Source organism: Paenarthrobacter histidinolovorans (assembly GCF_014647595.1).
Classification (GTDB): domain Bacteria; phylum Actinomycetota; class Actinomycetes; order Actinomycetales; family Micrococcaceae; genus Arthrobacter; species Arthrobacter histidinolovorans.
Map to the genome: position 1 here is coordinate 946,315 of NZ_BMPM01000001.1, position 15,603 is coordinate 961,917.

The 15,603-nt window shown below is 63.3% G+C and carries 15 protein-coding genes; 4 read left to right on the forward strand and 11 right to left on the reverse strand.

Going from position 1 to position 15,603, the window contains the following annotated elements; translation table 11 throughout:
* Positions 1 to 31 precede the first annotated feature (31 nt).
* The 3 genes from topA to IEY62_RS04375 form a co-directional block, all read right to left on the reverse strand.
* A complete protein-coding gene (topA, locus tag IEY62_RS04365) occupies positions 32 to 2,755 on the reverse strand; it encodes a type I DNA topoisomerase (RefSeq protein ID WP_189014229.1) in 2,724 nt (907 codons plus the stop codon).
* A gap of 124 nt (positions 2,756 to 2,879) precedes the next feature.
* Complete coding sequence (locus tag IEY62_RS04370; protein WP_189014231.1) at positions 2,880 to 3,590, reverse strand: ArsR/SmtB family transcription factor; 711 nt, start codon at positions 3,588 to 3,590, stop codon at positions 2,880 to 2,882.
* On the reverse strand, positions 3,587 to 5,269 hold the full coding sequence (locus IEY62_RS04375) for a DUF7059 domain-containing protein (protein WP_189014233.1): 1,683 nt from the start codon (positions 5,267 to 5,269) through the stop codon (positions 3,587 to 3,589). Before IEY62_RS04375 ends, IEY62_RS04370 begins: the two co-directional genes overlap by 4 nt.
* A 60-nt stretch (positions 5,270 to 5,329) precedes the next feature.
* Here IEY62_RS04375 and IEY62_RS04380 point away from each other — a divergent pair, with 60 nt between their 5' ends.
* Together IEY62_RS04380 and IEY62_RS04385 are read left to right on the forward strand one after the other, a co-directional pair.
* Positions 5,330 to 5,773, forward strand: a complete 444-nt coding sequence (locus IEY62_RS04380) for a hypothetical protein (RefSeq protein WP_189014235.1) — start codon at positions 5,330 to 5,332, stop codon at positions 5,771 to 5,773.
* 64 nt (positions 5,774 to 5,837) lie between these two features.
* Positions 5,838 to 6,365, forward strand: a complete 528-nt coding sequence (locus IEY62_RS04385; protein ID WP_189014237.1) for a hypothetical protein — start codon at positions 5,838 to 5,840, stop codon at positions 6,363 to 6,365.
* Positions 6,366 to 6,373: 8 nt separating this feature from the next.
* Here the strand turns inward: IEY62_RS04385 and trhO are convergent, their stop codons facing one another.
* Positions 6,374 to 7,270 (reverse strand): oxygen-dependent tRNA uridine(34) hydroxylase TrhO, encoded by an 897-nt coding sequence (gene trhO / locus IEY62_RS04390; protein WP_189014239.1) that lies wholly within the window; start codon positions 7,268 to 7,270, stop codon positions 6,374 to 6,376.
* Positions 7,271 to 7,396: 126 nt separating this feature from the next.
* Between trhO and IEY62_RS04395 the strand changes: the two genes are divergently transcribed.
* Positions 7,397 to 8,092 (forward strand): GNAT family N-acetyltransferase, encoded by a 696-nt coding sequence (locus tag IEY62_RS04395; RefSeq protein WP_189014241.1) that lies wholly within the window; start codon positions 7,397 to 7,399, stop codon positions 8,090 to 8,092.
* 83 nt (positions 8,093 to 8,175) lie between these two features.
* On the forward strand, positions 8,176 to 10,518 hold the full coding sequence (locus IEY62_RS04400) for a DEAD/DEAH box helicase (RefSeq protein ID WP_189014243.1): 2,343 nt from the start codon (positions 8,176 to 8,178) through the stop codon (positions 10,516 to 10,518).
* A 7-nt stretch (positions 10,519 to 10,525) separates the two neighbouring features.
* Here the strand turns inward: IEY62_RS04400 and IEY62_RS04405 are convergent, their stop codons facing one another.
* From IEY62_RS04405 to ssd, 7 genes are all read right to left on the reverse strand, one after another.
* Entirely contained in the window at positions 10,526 to 10,936 is a 411-nt protein-coding gene (locus IEY62_RS04405) for an Rv3654c family TadE-like protein (protein WP_189014245.1), read from the reverse strand.
* Positions 10,885 to 11,271, reverse strand: a complete 387-nt coding sequence (locus tag IEY62_RS04410; protein WP_189014247.1) for a TadE family type IV pilus minor pilin — start codon at positions 11,269 to 11,271, stop codon at positions 10,885 to 10,887. Before IEY62_RS04410 ends, IEY62_RS04405 begins: the two co-directional genes overlap by 52 nt.
* Positions 11,268 to 11,618, reverse strand: coding sequence for a DUF4244 domain-containing protein (locus tag IEY62_RS04415; protein WP_229785062.1), 351 nt, complete (start codon positions 11,616 to 11,618; stop codon positions 11,268 to 11,270). Before IEY62_RS04415 ends, IEY62_RS04410 begins: the two co-directional genes overlap by 4 nt.
* A 171-nt stretch (positions 11,619 to 11,789) precedes the next feature.
* Positions 11,790 to 12,413, reverse strand: a complete 624-nt coding sequence (locus IEY62_RS04420; RefSeq protein WP_229785064.1) for a type II secretion system F family protein — start codon at positions 12,411 to 12,413, stop codon at positions 11,790 to 11,792.
* Positions 12,413 to 13,204 carry a hypothetical protein gene (locus tag IEY62_RS04425; RefSeq protein WP_189014249.1) on the reverse strand — a complete coding sequence of 264 codons (792 nt, stop codon included), beginning with the start codon at positions 13,202 to 13,204 and terminating at the stop codon, positions 12,413 to 12,415. The genes IEY62_RS04420 and IEY62_RS04425 overlap by 1 nt, the downstream gene beginning before the upstream one ends.
* Positions 13,201 to 14,394: a TadA family conjugal transfer-associated ATPase gene (locus IEY62_RS04430; protein ID WP_189014251.1), complete on the reverse strand. Its 1,194-nt coding sequence runs from the start codon at positions 14,392 to 14,394 to the stop codon at positions 13,201 to 13,203. Before IEY62_RS04430 ends, IEY62_RS04425 begins: the two co-directional genes overlap by 4 nt.
* A complete protein-coding gene (gene ssd / locus IEY62_RS04435) occupies positions 14,391 to 15,509 on the reverse strand; it encodes a septum site-determining protein Ssd (protein WP_229785066.1) in 1,119 nt (372 codons plus the stop codon). The genes IEY62_RS04430 and ssd overlap by 4 nt, the downstream gene beginning before the upstream one ends.
* Positions 15,510 to 15,603: the final 94 nt, after the last annotated feature.

Here is a 15,603-nt window from a genome sequence, read left to right on the forward strand (position 1 = left end):
ATTCGCGATTGCTTCCCGGCCGAGTCGTCGGTTACTTCCTGGCTGCGGCTTTCTTGGCGGGGGCCTTGCGCGTGGTGGTCCGCTTGACCGGACCCTTGGCCCGCTTTTCAGCCAAAAGTTCGACGGCGCGTTCCCGGGTCAGTTCCTCGAGCGAGGTTGAGCGCGGGACAGTAATGTTCGTGACGCCGTCCGTGATGTACGGCCCGAAGCGGCCTTCCTTCACCACGATGTTCTTCTCCGAGACGGGGTCCGGGCCGAACTCGGCCAAGGGCGGGACCGCTGCCCGTGCTCCGCGCTGTTTGGGCTGAGAGTAGATCTCCAGGGCCTGGTCCAGGGTGATCGTGAAGATTTCCTCTTCGGATCCGATGGACCGGGAGTCCGTGCCCTTCTTCAAGTACGGACCAAAACGGCCGTTCTGGACGGTGATGGGGTTGCCTTCAGCGTCCTCGCCGAGGACCCTCGGAAGGCTCATGAGCTGCAGGGCTTCCTCCAGCGTCACACTGTCCACCGTCATGGACTTGAACAGCGAACCGGTACGCGGCTTTGCCTTGACAGGTTTCTTGGGAGGCTTGGGCTTGCCGTTCTTGTAGTACTCCACCGGCTGGTTGGCCAACTGTTCCTCGGTCATTTCCGGGATGATCTCGGTGACGTAGGCACCATAGCGACCGTTCTTTGCCACCACCGTGTGACCGGTGTGCGGGTCGGTCCCCAAAACACGCTCTTCGGGAGCAGCGGTCTCCATCAGCTCTTTGGCTTTTTCGGCCGTCAGCTCGTCGGGAGCGAGTTCCTCCGGGACGTTGGCACGGGCAGACTCGACTACCTCGCCGGTCTTCTCATCCACTGTGGGGATGGAGCTCTCCAGGTAGGGTCCGAACTTGCCAACGCGCAGCGTGATGCCTTCTGCGATCGGCACCGAGTTGATTTCCCGCGCATCAATCTCGCCCAGGTTGTTGACGATGCTGAGCAGGCCAGGATCGGCGTCTTCACCGTAATAGAAGTGCTTGAGCCAGGCGGTACCCGCGGCCTGGCCATTGGCGATCTTGTCCAGGTCGCCTTCCATGTCAGCCGTGAATTCGTAGTCCACGTAGTCCGTGAAGTGCTGCTCCAGCAACCGGATCACCGAGAATGCAATCCAGCTGGGAACCAGGGCCGAGCCCTGTTTCCGGACGTATCCGCGGTCCTGGATGGTGGAAATCGTGGACGCATAGGTGGAGGGCCGGCCAATGCCGCGCTTTTCCAGTTCAGCGGTGAGGGACGCTTCCGTGTACCGCGGGGGCGGGGACGTTTCGTGGCCCACAGCCACAATGTCCGAAGCCGTCAGGGAATCGTCCTTGGCAACGTTCGGCAGGCGTCGGGCTTCATCGGAGTCGTCGTCGCCGCGGCTTTCGTCCTTGCCCTCTTCGTAGGCAGCAAGGAAGCCGGGGAACGTGATGACCGTGCCGGAGGCGGAGAACTCTGCGTCACGTCCATCGGCGGCAACTGCGCCCAGGCGGATCGTGGCAGTGGATCCCTTGGCATCGGCCATCTGCGAAGCGACCGTGCGCTTCCAAATGAGTTCGTACAAACGGAATTCGTCGCCGCTCAGCTGCTTGGCAACCTGGGCGGGCGTACGGAAGGAGTCACCAGCCGGGCGGATGGCTTCGTGGGCTTCCTGGGCATTGGCAGCTTTGTTTGCGTAGACGCGGGGACTCTGGGGCACGTACTCGGGTCCGTACAGTTCCGCAGCCTGGCGGCGGGAAGCGGTCAGTGCTTCATCGCTCAGTGCCGAAGAATCGGTACGCATATAGGTGATGTAGCCGTTTTCATACAGTCGCTGCGCGATCTGCATGGTGCTCTTGGAGGAGAAACGGAGCTTGCGGCCGGCCTCCTGCTGCAACGTGGAGGTGGTGAAGGGAGCTGCAGGCCTGCGCGTGTACGGCTTGGTGTCTACGGAACGGACACGGAAATCAGCGTTTTCCAGCCCGGTCGCCAGGGACGTGGCCTGTTCCTCGTTGAGGTGGACTACGTTGCTGGAGGTGAGCTGGCCGTTGTCGTTGAAGTCCCGGCCACTGGCAACCTTGGAACCATCCACGGCGGCAAGCTTGGCCTTGAAGGATCCTGATCCTGCGCCGAATTGACCCGTCAGGTCCCAGTAGGAGGCTGCCCGGAACGCCATGCGTTCGCGTTCACGGTCAACCACCATGCGGGTCACCACGGATTGGACGCGGCCGGCCGAGAGTCCGCGGGCAACCTTGCGCCACAGAACCGGGGAAATTTCGTAACCGTAGAGCCGGTCAAGGATACGGCGGGTTTCCTGCGCGTCGACCAGGGCGGTGTCGACGTCGCGAAGGTTGTCCATGGCCCGGTGGATGGCCTCCTTGGTGATTTCACCAAAGGTCATGCGGTACACGGGGACCTTGGGCTTCAGGACCTCCAGGAGGTGCCACGCGATGGCCTCGCCTTCGCGGTCCCCATCGGTTGCGAGGTAAAGGGCATCAGCATCTTTCAGCTGGGCCTTGAGCTCGGCAACCTTTTTCTTCTTGTCCGGGGACACCACGTAGTACGGCTTGAAGTCGTTTTCGATGTCCACCGCAAACTTGCCCAGCGAAGTCTTCTTCAGTTCTGCAGGGAGGTCGGACGGCTGGGGAAGATCCCGGATATGGCCGATGGAAGCCTCGACGATGAAGCCCTCGCCCAGGTACTTGGCGATGGTCTTGCTCTTGGCCGGAGACTCCACGATCACGAGTTTCTTGCCGGTTTTTGCCTTGCTGGGCACGGTGCTCCTACAGAAAAAATGTGTAATTGGGCTGCTGCCCATATTGGCCTAGTTCACCATAGTTTGCAGAATCCTGCGTTTTGGCCAAGGAAACCAGGCGGTCCTTCGGGGACCTGGGATGGTGCTATTGGCCCGGCGCCACGCGGTCGTCCGGGATCATCGACCACAGGGTTGCCATCCGTTGTGCGCCCTCGGGAATCCGGGTGGGATCCTCAAGTTCGTACTCCCGCACAACCTCCCGGATTCTGTCCGCAAGCTCCTTCCTCTGCGGGTTGGTCAGGTACAACAGGTTGCTTGAGAGGACCACTGCTGCGGGCTCCTCCCCCGTATCCCCCCGTTGCCGCCGCTCACCACGGGCTTTGGCAAATGCGGAAGCCCTGCGGCGGAAAGCGTCCAGTTCCAGGTCCACCACAGCGATCTCCGGGCTGGCGACGCTGCCCCCGGAAATCGTGAAGTCCGTCCCGGCCGCTTTCCAACGCCTTTCACGGGCGTCTCCCGAGTTCTCCGCGGGCGCCACGATTCCCCACTTCTGGAGAGCCCGGAGGTGGTAGCTCATGGCGCTCGGGGTGAGCCCCGTCCTGGCAGCCAGTTCGGTGGCCGTGTGGCTTACCTGGGTGGCATAGAGCTCGGAGATGACCTCAATGCGGGCGGCATGCGCAAGAGCGCGGATAGCCTTGGGATCGGTAATCTCAACCGTCTTCTCGGCCCGCTTCCGCCGCGGGGCATCTCCCGACGTTTGGGATGTCTCGTTGTTCGCAATCACTTCATCAGTGTAGTCAGGGTCACTATCCGGGGGACCGGTCTTCCGCGGGCGCGGCACGCCTGGGCCATTCATGAGCCGTACCGCTCCGGATCGGGGAGCAGAAAACCATCGAGGACAAGGTTGGTGACCTCGCTGAACAATCCCTCACGGAAAGCATCCTCGTCGAAGGTGTCGTCACCGCCGAGCAATGCCACCAATGCAGAAACGATCTGCCTGACAGACAGCTGCCCATCGCAGGCTGAAACGAAGCCGGCCAGTTCGGTGCTCAGCAGGTTGGTACGTCGCAGACCGGCACCTTGACGCAGGAGAATGACACCCGGATGGGCCGCTCCGGGCCGCTGGTGGCGTTCCTCGGTAACGTCTTCGGCCACGATGAGATGCGCCTCCGGGATCGGGTGCGCAGACACCCAGTCTGCCCTCCCTACCGCGGCACCCAGATGCGGCCCGATCGGCTGCTCTATGGGGTACGTGATTTCCTCGAAACTGTTGATCACTGCACTGTGCCCCTCCTCGGGGCGACGCAGGAGGATCATGCCAAAACCAATACCCTCTACTTTCCTGGAGGCGAAGTCACTGAGGTAGGCGGCGTAGGCGTCCTTGTAATGCCCGCCTTCACGGTTCTGCGAAGCATCCTGCAACCAGGTTTCCGCGTATTGTTCAGGGCCAACTTGCTCGCGCTGGATAAACCACACGTCCAAGCCTGAATCCTTCAGCCACGCCTTCGGACGGTCTTTCCAGCCGGCCCCGGCAGCAATTTCCCAGTTTCCCAGCATCTGCGCAGTCCCGCCCGGTTCCAGGACAGAGCCGAGGGACTGCACGAGTGAGGCCACGATCCCGTCACCCGGTAATCCGCCATCCCTGTAGGTGAACTGCTCGGCCGACGATTCCCCGCCGGTGCGGGGCGTAATGACGAACGGTGGATTGGACACCACCAAACCAAACAATTCCCCCGATACCGGCTCCAGCAGCGAGCCCAGCCGCAAGCTCACCCGGGTTTCCAGGTTGTTTGGGTCCAGGTCCAGCTCGGCGGCGTTGAGCAGGAGGTTGAAGCGGGTGAACGCGAGGGCGCGGGCGGAAATGTCCGTAGCGGTGACATGTTCGCAGTGGTGCAGGAGATGGAAGGTCTGGATTCCGCAGCCTGTTCCCAGATCCAGTGCGCGCCCGGTGTGCCGCCGGGACGTTGTCCGGACAAGGGTTGTGGAGGCCTGGCCAATCCCCAAGACATGATCGTGCCTCAAGACTCCTGGCTGCTGATGGGCAGCGAGGTCGCTGGCCACCCAGAGTTCCGCCCCTCCAGTGCCATCGGCGTTGGCATCCCAGCCATAAGGCCGAAGGTCCACCTTGGCCCTGACCAGACCGGATTCAACAGTGACCAATCCCAGAATTTCCAGCCCACGGGACCGAATTCCCGGCAGGGCGGCATCAACATCAGCGGCGGTCTGCGGAACCGCCAAAAGCCATAGGCGGACAATGACGGCCAGCGCGCGGACCTCCGGGTCCTCGGACAGCACCTGACGTTCACTGGCCAACAGGGCTGGAACGAGCTGGTCCCGGGACAGAGCTTCGGAGGCGGATCCGCCGAGGAGAACTGCAACGCCGTCAACGGTGTAGGAGACAGCGCGAAGGTCCGAGGCCAGGGCCAGGAGAAGGTCCGGCCGGTCGCTGCGGGGAGCATCATCAGTATTGCCGGCGGTAAACAAGGAAGCTGTGTCAGTCACCTTGCCAGTGTAGGTGCGGCACAGCTGCACCATGGTTCGTAGTTCGCGCTATGTGGACAAAGCTTGCCTCCTGAACCCGGTAGCGTTGGATCCATGCTCACTTTCTCCACCGCAAGGCGCCTTGCCGGCCTTGTTTCCATCACTGCCGCTGCGCTGCTGGGGGTTTCCGCCTGCCAGGCTCCGGTTAATATCCAGGACGCCGACGTCCCTGCGTGGAAGGAGAAGGTCCTCCCCGCAGCCAGCACCGCTGTGTTGGAGGATTCGGGCAAGATCCTCAACCGGGATCCGCTGGTTAAGGAGTCAGCCGGGGTTCCAGCCGGAAATTACACGCTGACCATGGCATGCGATGGCGGCGGCAAGGCCTACTTCGCAGTCTCTTCCGGCGGAAAGAAGATCACCGACGCCGCAGCAGCCTGCAACGCCAGCCTCGATGTGGTGAAGATCAAGGTACCTGGAAACGGTCCTGTCAGCATCTCCACCAGCAGTGTTGACGCCCCTCTGATCTTTGCTTACCACCTGGTGCCGGCAGGCAGCTAGGACGCCGCCACAACCACCTCACGGTGGCCTTCAGCCGGAGACCGCACGGGCGTAAAGTCAGCTCATGGGCAGCAGGGCAGCTCCCCCCGGAACGGCACAGCGGCTGGCAAGGGCCGCCGTCGGACTGCTTGTGCTCTGCGGAAGCGTGAGCGCTTGCGAATATACGTACGAGGACGGCAGCAAGGCCGCGACCAGTGCTGCCCCAAGCCCGACCAACGTGGTTCTGCCACCGGATCCAGCATTGGAATCCACGGTGACCGGCAAGGCGCTGGACGAGTGGGCCACCGCTGCTTTGCCCGAATCCCAGGGGCGGTCGTTCTATTCAAGCAGCGGCTCCCTGACTGCCGGTGAGTCACGGACCGAGCAAACTGTCCAGCTGCCGGGCGGCACCTATGCTGTTACCTTGGCCTGCCGCGGCACACGGCGGGTATCGTTTGCGGTCAAGCTGGGAGAGGCCGATCTTGTCGACCTCACGCTGGGGTGCGCCAACGCCCGGGTCAGCGTGGTCCAGCTCGAAAAGGACGCTGTGCTGTCAATTACGGTGGGCGCAGGGGCGAACGCGAACTTCGCCTATCGGGTGAGCAGGCTGTGAGCTTTCACTCAGGCAGCGTCGCAGCCACCGGGGCAGCGAAGCGTTTCCGGGCTTGAAGCACATTCGGCACAGTACAAGGTGAGCGTGCGGCAACTGGGGTTGGAGCAGTTCTCGAATTTATTGGTAGGCGAGGCGCACCTCACGCACTCGCCGATGGTCTTGGCTTCCTCGCTGAATTCGACGTGCATGCGCTTGTCGAACACGTAGAGGGAGCCTTCCCACAGGCCTTGGTCCTTGAACGTTTCGCCGTAACGGACGATCCCGCCGTCCAGCTGGTAAACCTCTTTGAACCCTCTGTTGACCATCAGGCTGGAGAGCACTTCACAACGGATTCCCCCAGTGCAGTAGGTAACTACAGGCTTGTCCTTGAGGTCGTCATACTTGCCCGAATCGAGTTCCTTGATGAAGTCGTGGGTGGTGTCCACGTCCGGAACGATCGCGTCCTTGAACTTGCCGATCCGGGCCTCGAAAGCGTTGCGGCCGTCGAAGAACACGACGTCGTCGCCCCCGGCCTTTTTCGCATCCACCAAGGCGTGAAGTTCCTCGGGCTGCAGGTGCTTGCCGCCGCCCACAACTCCGTTCTCATCAACCTTCAACTCACCCGGCGCGCCGAACGAAACGATTTCGTCGCGGACCTTGACGCTGAGCCGCGGAAAATCCGCAGCGCTGCCTTCCGACCATTTGAAGTCGATCCCGTGAAAACCCTTGTACTCCCGGGTGGTCTTGACGTACTGCTTCATGTTGTTCAGTTCGCCGCCCACGGTGGCGTTGATGCCGTCCTTGGAAATAAGGATCCTGCCGGTGAGGCCCAGCTTTTCGCAGAGGGCGCGCTGCCACAGACGGACGGCGTCCGGGTCGGCGATCGGAGTAAAGCCATAGAAGAGCACAATTCGGTTCAAAGCCACTTTTAAAGGGTACTTGGTGCAGTAAAATCCGGATGCGCCCGGGGCGCACGTCACAATTCAATAAGCAACGATCCTTCTGCTGACCTCGGACTGTTCCTTCAGGGGGCGCTGGCATACTCTCTCTACATGAGTCCAGACGCCTTGGTTGAAGACATTGCTCACCTCTTGGAAGTCTGGGTGGCCGGTTGGTCCGGCTGCCGGGGCTATGAGTCACGCCAAGAGGGACGCTTCCCTGCCGCGCTTCGCGCCGACAAGACAGGTGACTGGGAGTATTTTGCCCACGATCCCTCTGACGAAGAGTTCGCTGTCCTGGCGGGTAAAACCGGAGAAGCCCCCACCCGGATCCTGACGGTGCTCACCAACGACGTCCAGCGGTACAAGTATCTGGCTGAGAAGCACGGCCTGAAAGTGACCTCCGCTTCCCAAACCATGATGATCGTTGACATGGAAACGCAGGACGCCGAGGATCCATGGCTTCCTGACGATGACCTTGAACTCGCCACGTCCGAATCCAACGGAGTCCATTACGCAGTGGTGCACGCCGGCGAAGAAGTGGCCGCCAGCGGCAGGGTGTATGTGGTGAACGGCACCGCCGTGTTCGACAAGATCGTCACCGAACCCCGGTTCCAACGCCGCGGACTGGGCAGCTTCATCATGAAGGCACTCGCCGCCCAGGCCTTCTCCCATGACGTCGAAAACGGTCTCCTCCTGGCATCCCTGGATGGCCAGAAGCTGTACTCGCACCTTGGCTGGGACGTCGTCTGCCATGTGCTCATGATGTCGGCCAGCGGGGCGGATGGCTCGGATCTCTCCGGCGCCTGAAGTTTGCCGCTTTGCGGCCAGGTTCGACGGCGGCTTCCCCGGGGGCCGCCGTCAGCGCCTCCGCAGAGTGACAGAATGATTCGGTGGCTGCACCGAATTCGCTGATCTCCTTGCTGGGCCGGACCTCCGACCCTGAGCAGCTTCGCCATGTCCACACGATTCCCGCACGGAAGGCCGTCAACGAGCCTTGGCCGGGCTGGGTGCATCCGGATGTTGTGGCCGCCTACGGAACCTTGGGAATCCAGGAGCCGTACCGGCACCAGATCCAGGCCGCCGACATCGCCCATGGCGGCCAGCACGTGGTCATCGCCACGGGAACCGCTTCCGGTAAGTCGCTGGCGTATCAGCTGCCGGCTTTGGATGCCATACACCGTTCCGAATTGCAGGTTCTGGCCGATCCCGGAAAGATCCACGAGGACGGGGCCGTCACGCTCTACCTCTCCCCCACCAAGGCGCTGGCCGCTGACCAGCTCGCCGCGATCCGCGCGTTGAAGTTGCCCACCGTCCGGGCCGAAACATACGACGGCGACACTGACGTCTCGTCCCGTCGATGGATCAGGGACCACGCCAACTTCATCCTGGCCAACCCCGACATGCTGCACTTCGGGATCCTGCCCAACCACACGTGGTGGGCAAGGTTTTTCCGAAGGCTGCGCTACGTGATCGTGGACGAAGCACACAGCTACCGTGGAGTCTTTGGCTCGCATGTCGCGAATCTCATGAGGCGTCTTCGCCGGATCTGCGCCTACTACGGCGCAGGGACCTCCTTCCCCGAACCCGTGTTCATCGCGGCCTCGGCCACCGCGTCGGATCCCGCCGTCTCCTTTGGAAGGCTTATTGGCGCTCCTGTGCGGGAAGTGTCCGAGGATTGCTCCCCGCACGGATCCACCACGGTGGCGTTCTGGGAACCTGCGCTGACCGATGTCAAAGGTGAGAACGGGGCCAAACAGCGGCGGACGGCAGTCGCAGAAACGGCCGACATCCTGGCGAACCTGGTTTCGTCCCGGGTCCGCACCATCGCGTTCATCAAGTCCCGGCGTGGAGCAGAGTCCATAGCGTCCATCACGAAGAGGCTTCTGGACGAGGTGGATCCCAGCCTCCCGGGGCGGGTGGCGGCGTACAGATCCGGCTACCTGCCCGAAGAACGACGGGCCCTGGAGCAGGCGCTGAGGTCCGGTCAGCTGCTGGGGGTCTCCAGCACGTCTGCGCTCGAACTCGGCATCGATATCTCGGGACTGGACGCGGTGCTGGTTGCGGGGTGGCCTGGTACCCGCGCCTCCCTCTTCCAACAAATCGGCCGGGCGGGGCGGGCAGGGCAGGACGCGATCGCTGCTTTTGTGGCCAGCGACGACCCCCTGGACACCTACTTGGTGAATCACCCCGAGGCCATCTTTGACGTCTCGGTGGAGGCAACGGTCTTCGATCCTGGCAACCCCTATGTCCTGGGCCCGCACCTTTGCGCGGCTGCTGCCGAGTTGCCCATCGGCCCGGCTGAACTCGATCTTTTTGGCCCCACAGCAGAGGGTCTCCTCAATCGCTTGGTGGCCCAAGGGTATCTGCGCAAGAGGCCGGCGGGATGGTTCTGGACGCATCCCGAAAGCGCAGCCGGGATGGTGAACCTGCGGGCCGACGGCGGTGGGCCTGTGAGCATCGTGGATGCCGAGACCGGATCCCTGCTGGGAACCATGGACTCGCCGCAAACCCACTACCAGGCCCACACGGGGGCCATCTACGTCCATCAGGGCGACAGTTATCTGGTGGAGGATCTCAATGAGACCGACCACTGCGTCATGGTGCGCCGCGTGAATCCCGATTTCTACACGACGGCGCGGGATGTGACGCAGATCGAGGTTCTGGAAACCACACGAACCGTTCAATGGGGAGACGTCACAGTGCACTTCGGCGACGTCAAAGTAACCACCCAAGTGGTCTCCTTCCAACGCAAGGCTTTGATTTCAAATGAGATCCTCGGCGAGGAACCACTGGACCTCGGAGCCCGGGATCTCTTTACCAAGGCCGTCTGGTTCGTGGTGGACAATCGTTCGCTGCATGGCGCCGGGCTGGTGGAATCGGAGTTCCCCGGTGCGCTCCATGCCGCAGAGCACGCAGCCATCGGTCTTCTGCCCTTGGTTGCATCAAGCGACCGCTGGGACATCGGCGGCGTTTCCACTGCCCTGCACGCCGATACCGGGGTGCCTACGATTTTTGTCTACGACGGGCATCCCGGAGGCGCCGGATTCGCGGAGCGGGGGTTCGAAAAAGCCAAGACCTGGTTGACCGCCACGCGCGACGCCATTAAGGCCTGTGAATGTGAGGCCGGCTGCCCGTCCTGCGTCCAGTCCCCAAAATGCGGCAACAAGAACAATCCCCTGGACAAGGCAGCCGCCATCACGCTCCTCGGCGTCTTGTTGAAGGACGCCGCCTAAGCAGCCGCTATGGAGGTGGCCCCGCTCTCGCATGGCCCGTGGCGACTCCCACGTTGAATGGATAGGGCAATTCCGTAACCACCTCCACTATTTCTCCGCCCGTTACCACGCAGGATGTCAGGGTTGCGTTGTGCTGTCCCACGACGCTCGCAGCCACTTCACATGGCTCTCCCGATGTCAGGCCGCGGGCGGCATCGGCTCCCGCGAGGGCCGCAAGGTCGGCAGCAGAGGCCGCGCGGGACGCCAAGACCCCCGCCTGCGCCAAAAGGAGCAGACCGAGCAGGAGGGCCATCACCACAGCACCCAAGGCAAGCGCAAGCATCGTCCCCGATCCACGCTCGGAACCGACACTGATGGCTCGGGTCCTCACGGAGTTGCCGTCTCTGCGCGAGCGGCCGCAGAAGCTGTCAGACGCCATGGGATCAATGAACCCAAGGCGCCCCCTACCGGTGAGGAAGCAGTGACCGTCAGCCACCCGCCGTCCTCTGTCACCGACGACGTGACGCCTTCTCCCGCAAGCCGCCTGACAGCACCTTCCACCGAGCCAATGGACTCGTCCCGCGCCGCAGCCCGGGCCCCGGCCCTCACTGCCTCCTCCAGCCGCAATTGCGTCAGGCCGGCAGCGCCGCCTGCCAACAGGAAAGCCAGCAGCAGCACCACGGCCGGCAAGGCAACAGCGAACTCGGCAGTGACCGCGCCGTGCTCCCGCACTGCTGCGACCACTGTCCTGCGGGCAGGCAGCACCTCCGTCATGGCAAGGACAAAGCCGTGCGGATAACGTTGAGCAGGAAGCCCCGTACTTCCTCGCTGCGGAGGATGACCACGAGCAATCCGGCCAAACCAACCGCGGCCAAGGTGGTGATCGCGTATTCGGCAGTAGCCATGCCCGTTTCCGAGCCCATGCGCCGTTTGCCGGGACCTGTCCGTGGCCGGTTGTTGGACCGGCGACCTTGCCCGGTTCGCAACGGAACGGACTGCACCCCAGGTTCGGGGTCCCGGAGCGCCAGAACCGCGTGGCTTGGTTCTTCCGTACGGGCGGACAGGGACGGGGCAACCGGGCCGATGAGCGCGGCGACGGGCGGACTGACAGTTGTTTTCACGGTGTGTTCCTTTCAAGGGACGCCAGCATCCACTGGCTGCTTCGACTCTTCCGCAGGCCCGTTGGGCGCCGGAAGAATGGGATTCCTGCAAGTGGAAAACCCGTCCGGATCGACTGACTGTGGAGGAACAGTGCTGGTCGGAGCGCGGCTGACGGACGGTGAAACATTCGGTCACGCCGCGGGAAGCATGGCGATCAGTACGGGCACGATGCCCAGGCAGATAAAGGCCGGAAGCGAGCAAAGCCCCAAGGGCACCACGAGTTTCACGCCCAAGGCCGCAGCCCGTTTTTCTGCAGCCCGAAAGCGCCCGCGCCGTTCCCTGGCAGCCTGCGCGTAGAGGATCGACGCTGACGGAGCCCCGGTAAGAGCGGCGAAGGTCAGCGCATCCCTGAGGCGCAGAACTTCGGGGGCGTGCCCTGCCGGCGTTTGCCAGGCAGTGTCCCAATCCGCGCCAATGGCCAGCGCTGCAACGACTGGTCGCAAGGACTGACCAATGGGAGGCGATGCCGCTCTGGCGAGGAGTTCCAAGGCCCTCCCTATCCCGGACCCGGCGTCCAGCATGGAAGCCATGAGCTCAAGCATCATGGCGGTATCGCGAAGGCCGTCCTTTCCGGAGCCAATATTGCCCGGAGCCTCGCCGGCCTTCAATGCGCCGGAGACAGTCGATGCGCCGGACTTAGTCGATGGGCCGGTCCCGTCCGCAAGCAGCCAGCGGGGGCTGTGAGGGGGCGGAAATGAAACGAATGCTGCGAGTGCCAGTACACCCATCATCAAGAGGACCCAGGCTTCGGGCATCAGCTTCCTCCCGCTGCGGCTGCGACCAATTTCGAAGACCACATGCGTCCGGCTGCTGTGAGCACGAGTCCGGCCACGAAGGTGGCCACGCCCCAGGGGTTGCCCAGCAGGATACCGAGCGGGTCCACGCCCAGGGCCATGCCGAGCCCCAGTCCCAGCAACGGGAGCCACGACAGGAGCCGGACGGTGGCCTTGGGCCCTGCGAGTGCTGTTTGGCGTGCCGCCTCGGCATCTTCCTCGGCTTCCAGTTGCGCCGCGAAGCGGGCCAGGAGGTCCGCCAAGGGGCATCCGCTGCTTTCGGCAACATCCAGGCACGCGGCCAGTTCCATCCACACCCTGCGCTCGGAGCTTCGGCGAGGTGGGTAGATGTGTGCTGCAGTTCCACGGATCGCTGCAGCAGGAGAATTTCCGACGCTGGAGGCGGCCCGGGCCGCTGCCAGGACTTTCAGCGACGCACTGGAAAGCGAGGCCTTGCCGTCTCCGGCGCCAGTGGCTGAGGCGGGTTTCCCTGGTGATCCGGCGGCATGGACAAGCCACAGTTCTTCCCACAGCCGCGACGTTCCGCGGCCACCCCGCAGCAATGCTGCCAACTGCTGGACCAGGACGACCAAGGACAGGGGTTCGGGAGTTCTATGGCGCCGTAATCGCAGGGCCGGAAACTGCTGTGGAGACCCGGCGCCCGGCTGCTCTTGTCGGCCAAGGCTTCTCGCCAGGCGGCGACGATCAGCCTGGTTGCCCCGGAGCTGCAGCCACGCAACCGAGGCCAGGACCAGGATGAAGACGCTGCTCATGCTTGTTGTTTCAGGGCGAGGCGCCCCGAGAGCTCGGGCCACGCCGGTCCGTGCAATATTTCGTTTGGACCCAGGCTGAGTGCGGACACCACCTCCGGTCCTGTGGCTGTTTGGGTCATTATTCCAATGGAAGCAACCCTGCGTCCGGACTGGGTCCTGGCGACGTGAATGACGACGTCAAGTGCCGAGGCAACCTGCAACTGGACGGCTTCGGCGTTCAACCCCGCGAGCGCGCCGAGGGCAACAAGGCGCGCGGGCACCGCTTCGGCTGTGTTGGCGTGGATCGTGCCACCTCCGCCGGTATGTCCAGTGTTCAGGGCCGTCAGCAGTTCACGGACCTCAGCGCCCCGGCATTCACCGACGATCAACCGGTCAGGCCGCATGCGGAGCGCCTGGCGGACCAGTTCGCCCAGGTCCAAAGAGCCTCCACCCTCAAGGTTTCCGTGGCGTGATTCAAGGCTGACAACGTGGGGGTGGACCGGGTTGAGCTCGGCGGCGTCCTCAATCAGAACCAAACGTTCGCCCGGGTCGCTGAGGCCCAGCATGGTGGACAGGAGGGTGGTCTTCCCTGATCCCGTGGCGCCGCTGATGAGGAAGCTCAGCCTCTGCTCGACGATGGCCCGGAGAACTGCCTCGACCATCTCGCAAAACATGCCGCCTGCCCGTAGCTCCGACAGTGTGAAGACTTCTTCGCGACGAATCCGAATGGACAGGAGGGTTCCGGAGGTGGAGATCGGAGACAGCACTGCGTGTACCCGGTAGCCGCCCTTGAGCCGCACGTCCACGCACGGGGAGCCATCATCCAGGCGGCGTCCGCCAGCGGCAACCAGCCGGGAGGCGAGCGATCTGACCTGGTGCTCGGCGTCAAAGCGGAGTGAACTGCGTTCCAGGCCCCGACCACGGTCGAACCAGACCGAATCCGGTGCATTGACGAAGATATCCGTGACAGCCGGATTCTGGGCGAGCTGCTGCAAAGGTCCGAGCCCGTTCAGTTCGGCGTTGATCGAATACGCGGCTTCCAAAGCGCCCGCAGTACCCAACAACCTGCCGCTCGCCTGCACGGCTGCTGCCACCGATGACGGGGTGACTGGTCCGTTGTTGGCAAGTACCGACTCGCGAACCGTTTCAAGCAGACCAGAGTCCAGTTTCGGGTTCTGCCGGCGGCGTGGTCCGTCGGCGAAACGGTTCATTTGAGGGCTCCCTTCAGTTCCAGCACCTCGTCTGTGAAGCGACTGATGCTCTTGCGCCTGCCCATTTCAAGCAAGCGGCCCATTTCCGTGCCTGCGGCGACTCCCCGTATTTCGGGAACGACGCCGAGCAGCGGGAGCCCGAGCGATTCGGCGATGAATGAGGGGTCCACGGGCAATGCATTGTTCCCTCTCACGATCAGTCCGGTCTCCACTGGGGGCAGTTCATTCAGGATCCGGGCAGATGCGACTGCTGATCTGAGGTGCGCGGTGGTCAGAAGCAATAGTTTGTCGCAGTCCCATGCGAGCCTCCCCACGCCCTCGCCACTGCGTCCCAGGTCAACGATGATGAGTTCGAAGCCCCGGCGCGCAGCATCCATGACGGCGGCAACGGCGCCGGCATCCGGGCTTTTTACCGCTTCCCGTGTACCGGGCCAGGACAAGTACGTGAATCCACCGGCAGCAGGCAAGGAATCCCGGAATTGGGCTGGATCAATGCTTCCCCGGCTTTCCTGGAAGTCCGGCCAGCGAAGACCGGGGACTGACCCATCAGTGAGGGCAAGCTCCAGCCCACCTCCCCAGGGATCCCCGTCGACAAGTAGGGTACTGACGCCTTCCGAAGCTGCGGCCTGGGCCAGCCAGACGGCTGTTGTTGACGCACCGGCGCCGCCACAACCACCGACGATCCCTGTCACTGTGCCCCCGGGGTCGGGCGAGCCGGACATGCTCAGGTGCTCAGCCAGCCAGGCAGCGGCTTCCGGAAGAACTGCCACCCGCTCCGCCCCCAGCGCTGCAGCCAACCGCCAGAGCCCGTCCCCTTCACCGGCCCTGCCCAACAGTACTGAGGGCGCCCGCCGCCGTGGTGGCAGCTCACGGACATCACTGCCCACCAGGACAACGTCCGCGCTGTCCCATCCGTGGACGGCTTCCGTTACGCTGGCGGCGGTTCGAAGCGTTCCACCCGCCGCGGCCACAACCCGTTTTGCTTCCTCCTGGAGGTACGGGTCCGCCGAAACGAGGAGTACCCCGGAGGCATCCCGGGGTAGCCAATGGCGGTCTGCATCCCCTTCGGGGGCTTGGCTGAAGGATTGCCGGTGCCGACGATTTCGTTTGCTCATGGAACCACAGTGGCCGTATCCCGGAATCCGGATAAGGAGCAGCTGCCCCTATGTGCAAAAGCCCGCTCCCGGGATGCGCCAACAAGGGATGTGG

Bases quoted from the DNA above. Each gene is read 5' to 3' on its own strand.
- ssd (WP_229785066.1), bottom strand. From the start codon at position 15,509: ATGAGCAAACGAAATCGTCGGCACCGGCAATCCTTCAGCCAAGCCCCC.
- IEY62_RS04410 (WP_189014247.1), bottom strand. From the start codon at position 11,271: ATGACGGAGGTGCTGCCTGCCCGCAGGACAGTGGTCGCAGCAGTGCGG.
- IEY62_RS04420 (WP_229785064.1), bottom strand. From the start codon at position 12,413: ATGCCCGAAGCCTGGGTCCTCTTGATGATGGGTGTACTGGCACTCGCA.
- IEY62_RS04380 (WP_189014235.1), top strand. From the start codon at position 5,330: ATGCTCACTTTCTCCACCGCAAGGCGCCTTGCCGGCCTTGTTTCCATC.
- IEY62_RS04395 (WP_189014241.1), top strand. From the start codon at position 7,397: ATGAGTCCAGACGCCTTGGTTGAAGACATTGCTCACCTCTTGGAAGTC.
- IEY62_RS04425 (WP_189014249.1), bottom strand. From the start codon at position 13,204: ATGAGCAGCGTCTTCATCCTGGTCCTGGCCTCGGTTGCGTGGCTGCAG.
- IEY62_RS04405 (WP_189014245.1), bottom strand. From the start codon at position 10,936: ATGGCGTCTGACAGCTTCTGCGGCCGCTCGCGCAGAGACGGCAACTCC.
- IEY62_RS04370 (WP_189014231.1), bottom strand. From the start codon at position 3,590: ATGAATGGCCCAGGCGTGCCGCGCCCGCGGAAGACCGGTCCCCCGGAT.
- IEY62_RS04430 (WP_189014251.1), bottom strand. From the start codon at position 14,394: ATGAACCGTTTCGCCGACGGACCACGCCGCCGGCAGAACCCGAAACTG.
- IEY62_RS04375 (WP_189014233.1), bottom strand. From the start codon at position 5,269: ATGGTGCAGCTGTGCCGCACCTACACTGGCAAGGTGACTGACACAGCT.
- IEY62_RS04385 (WP_189014237.1), top strand. From the start codon at position 5,838: ATGGGCAGCAGGGCAGCTCCCCCCGGAACGGCACAGCGGCTGGCAAGG.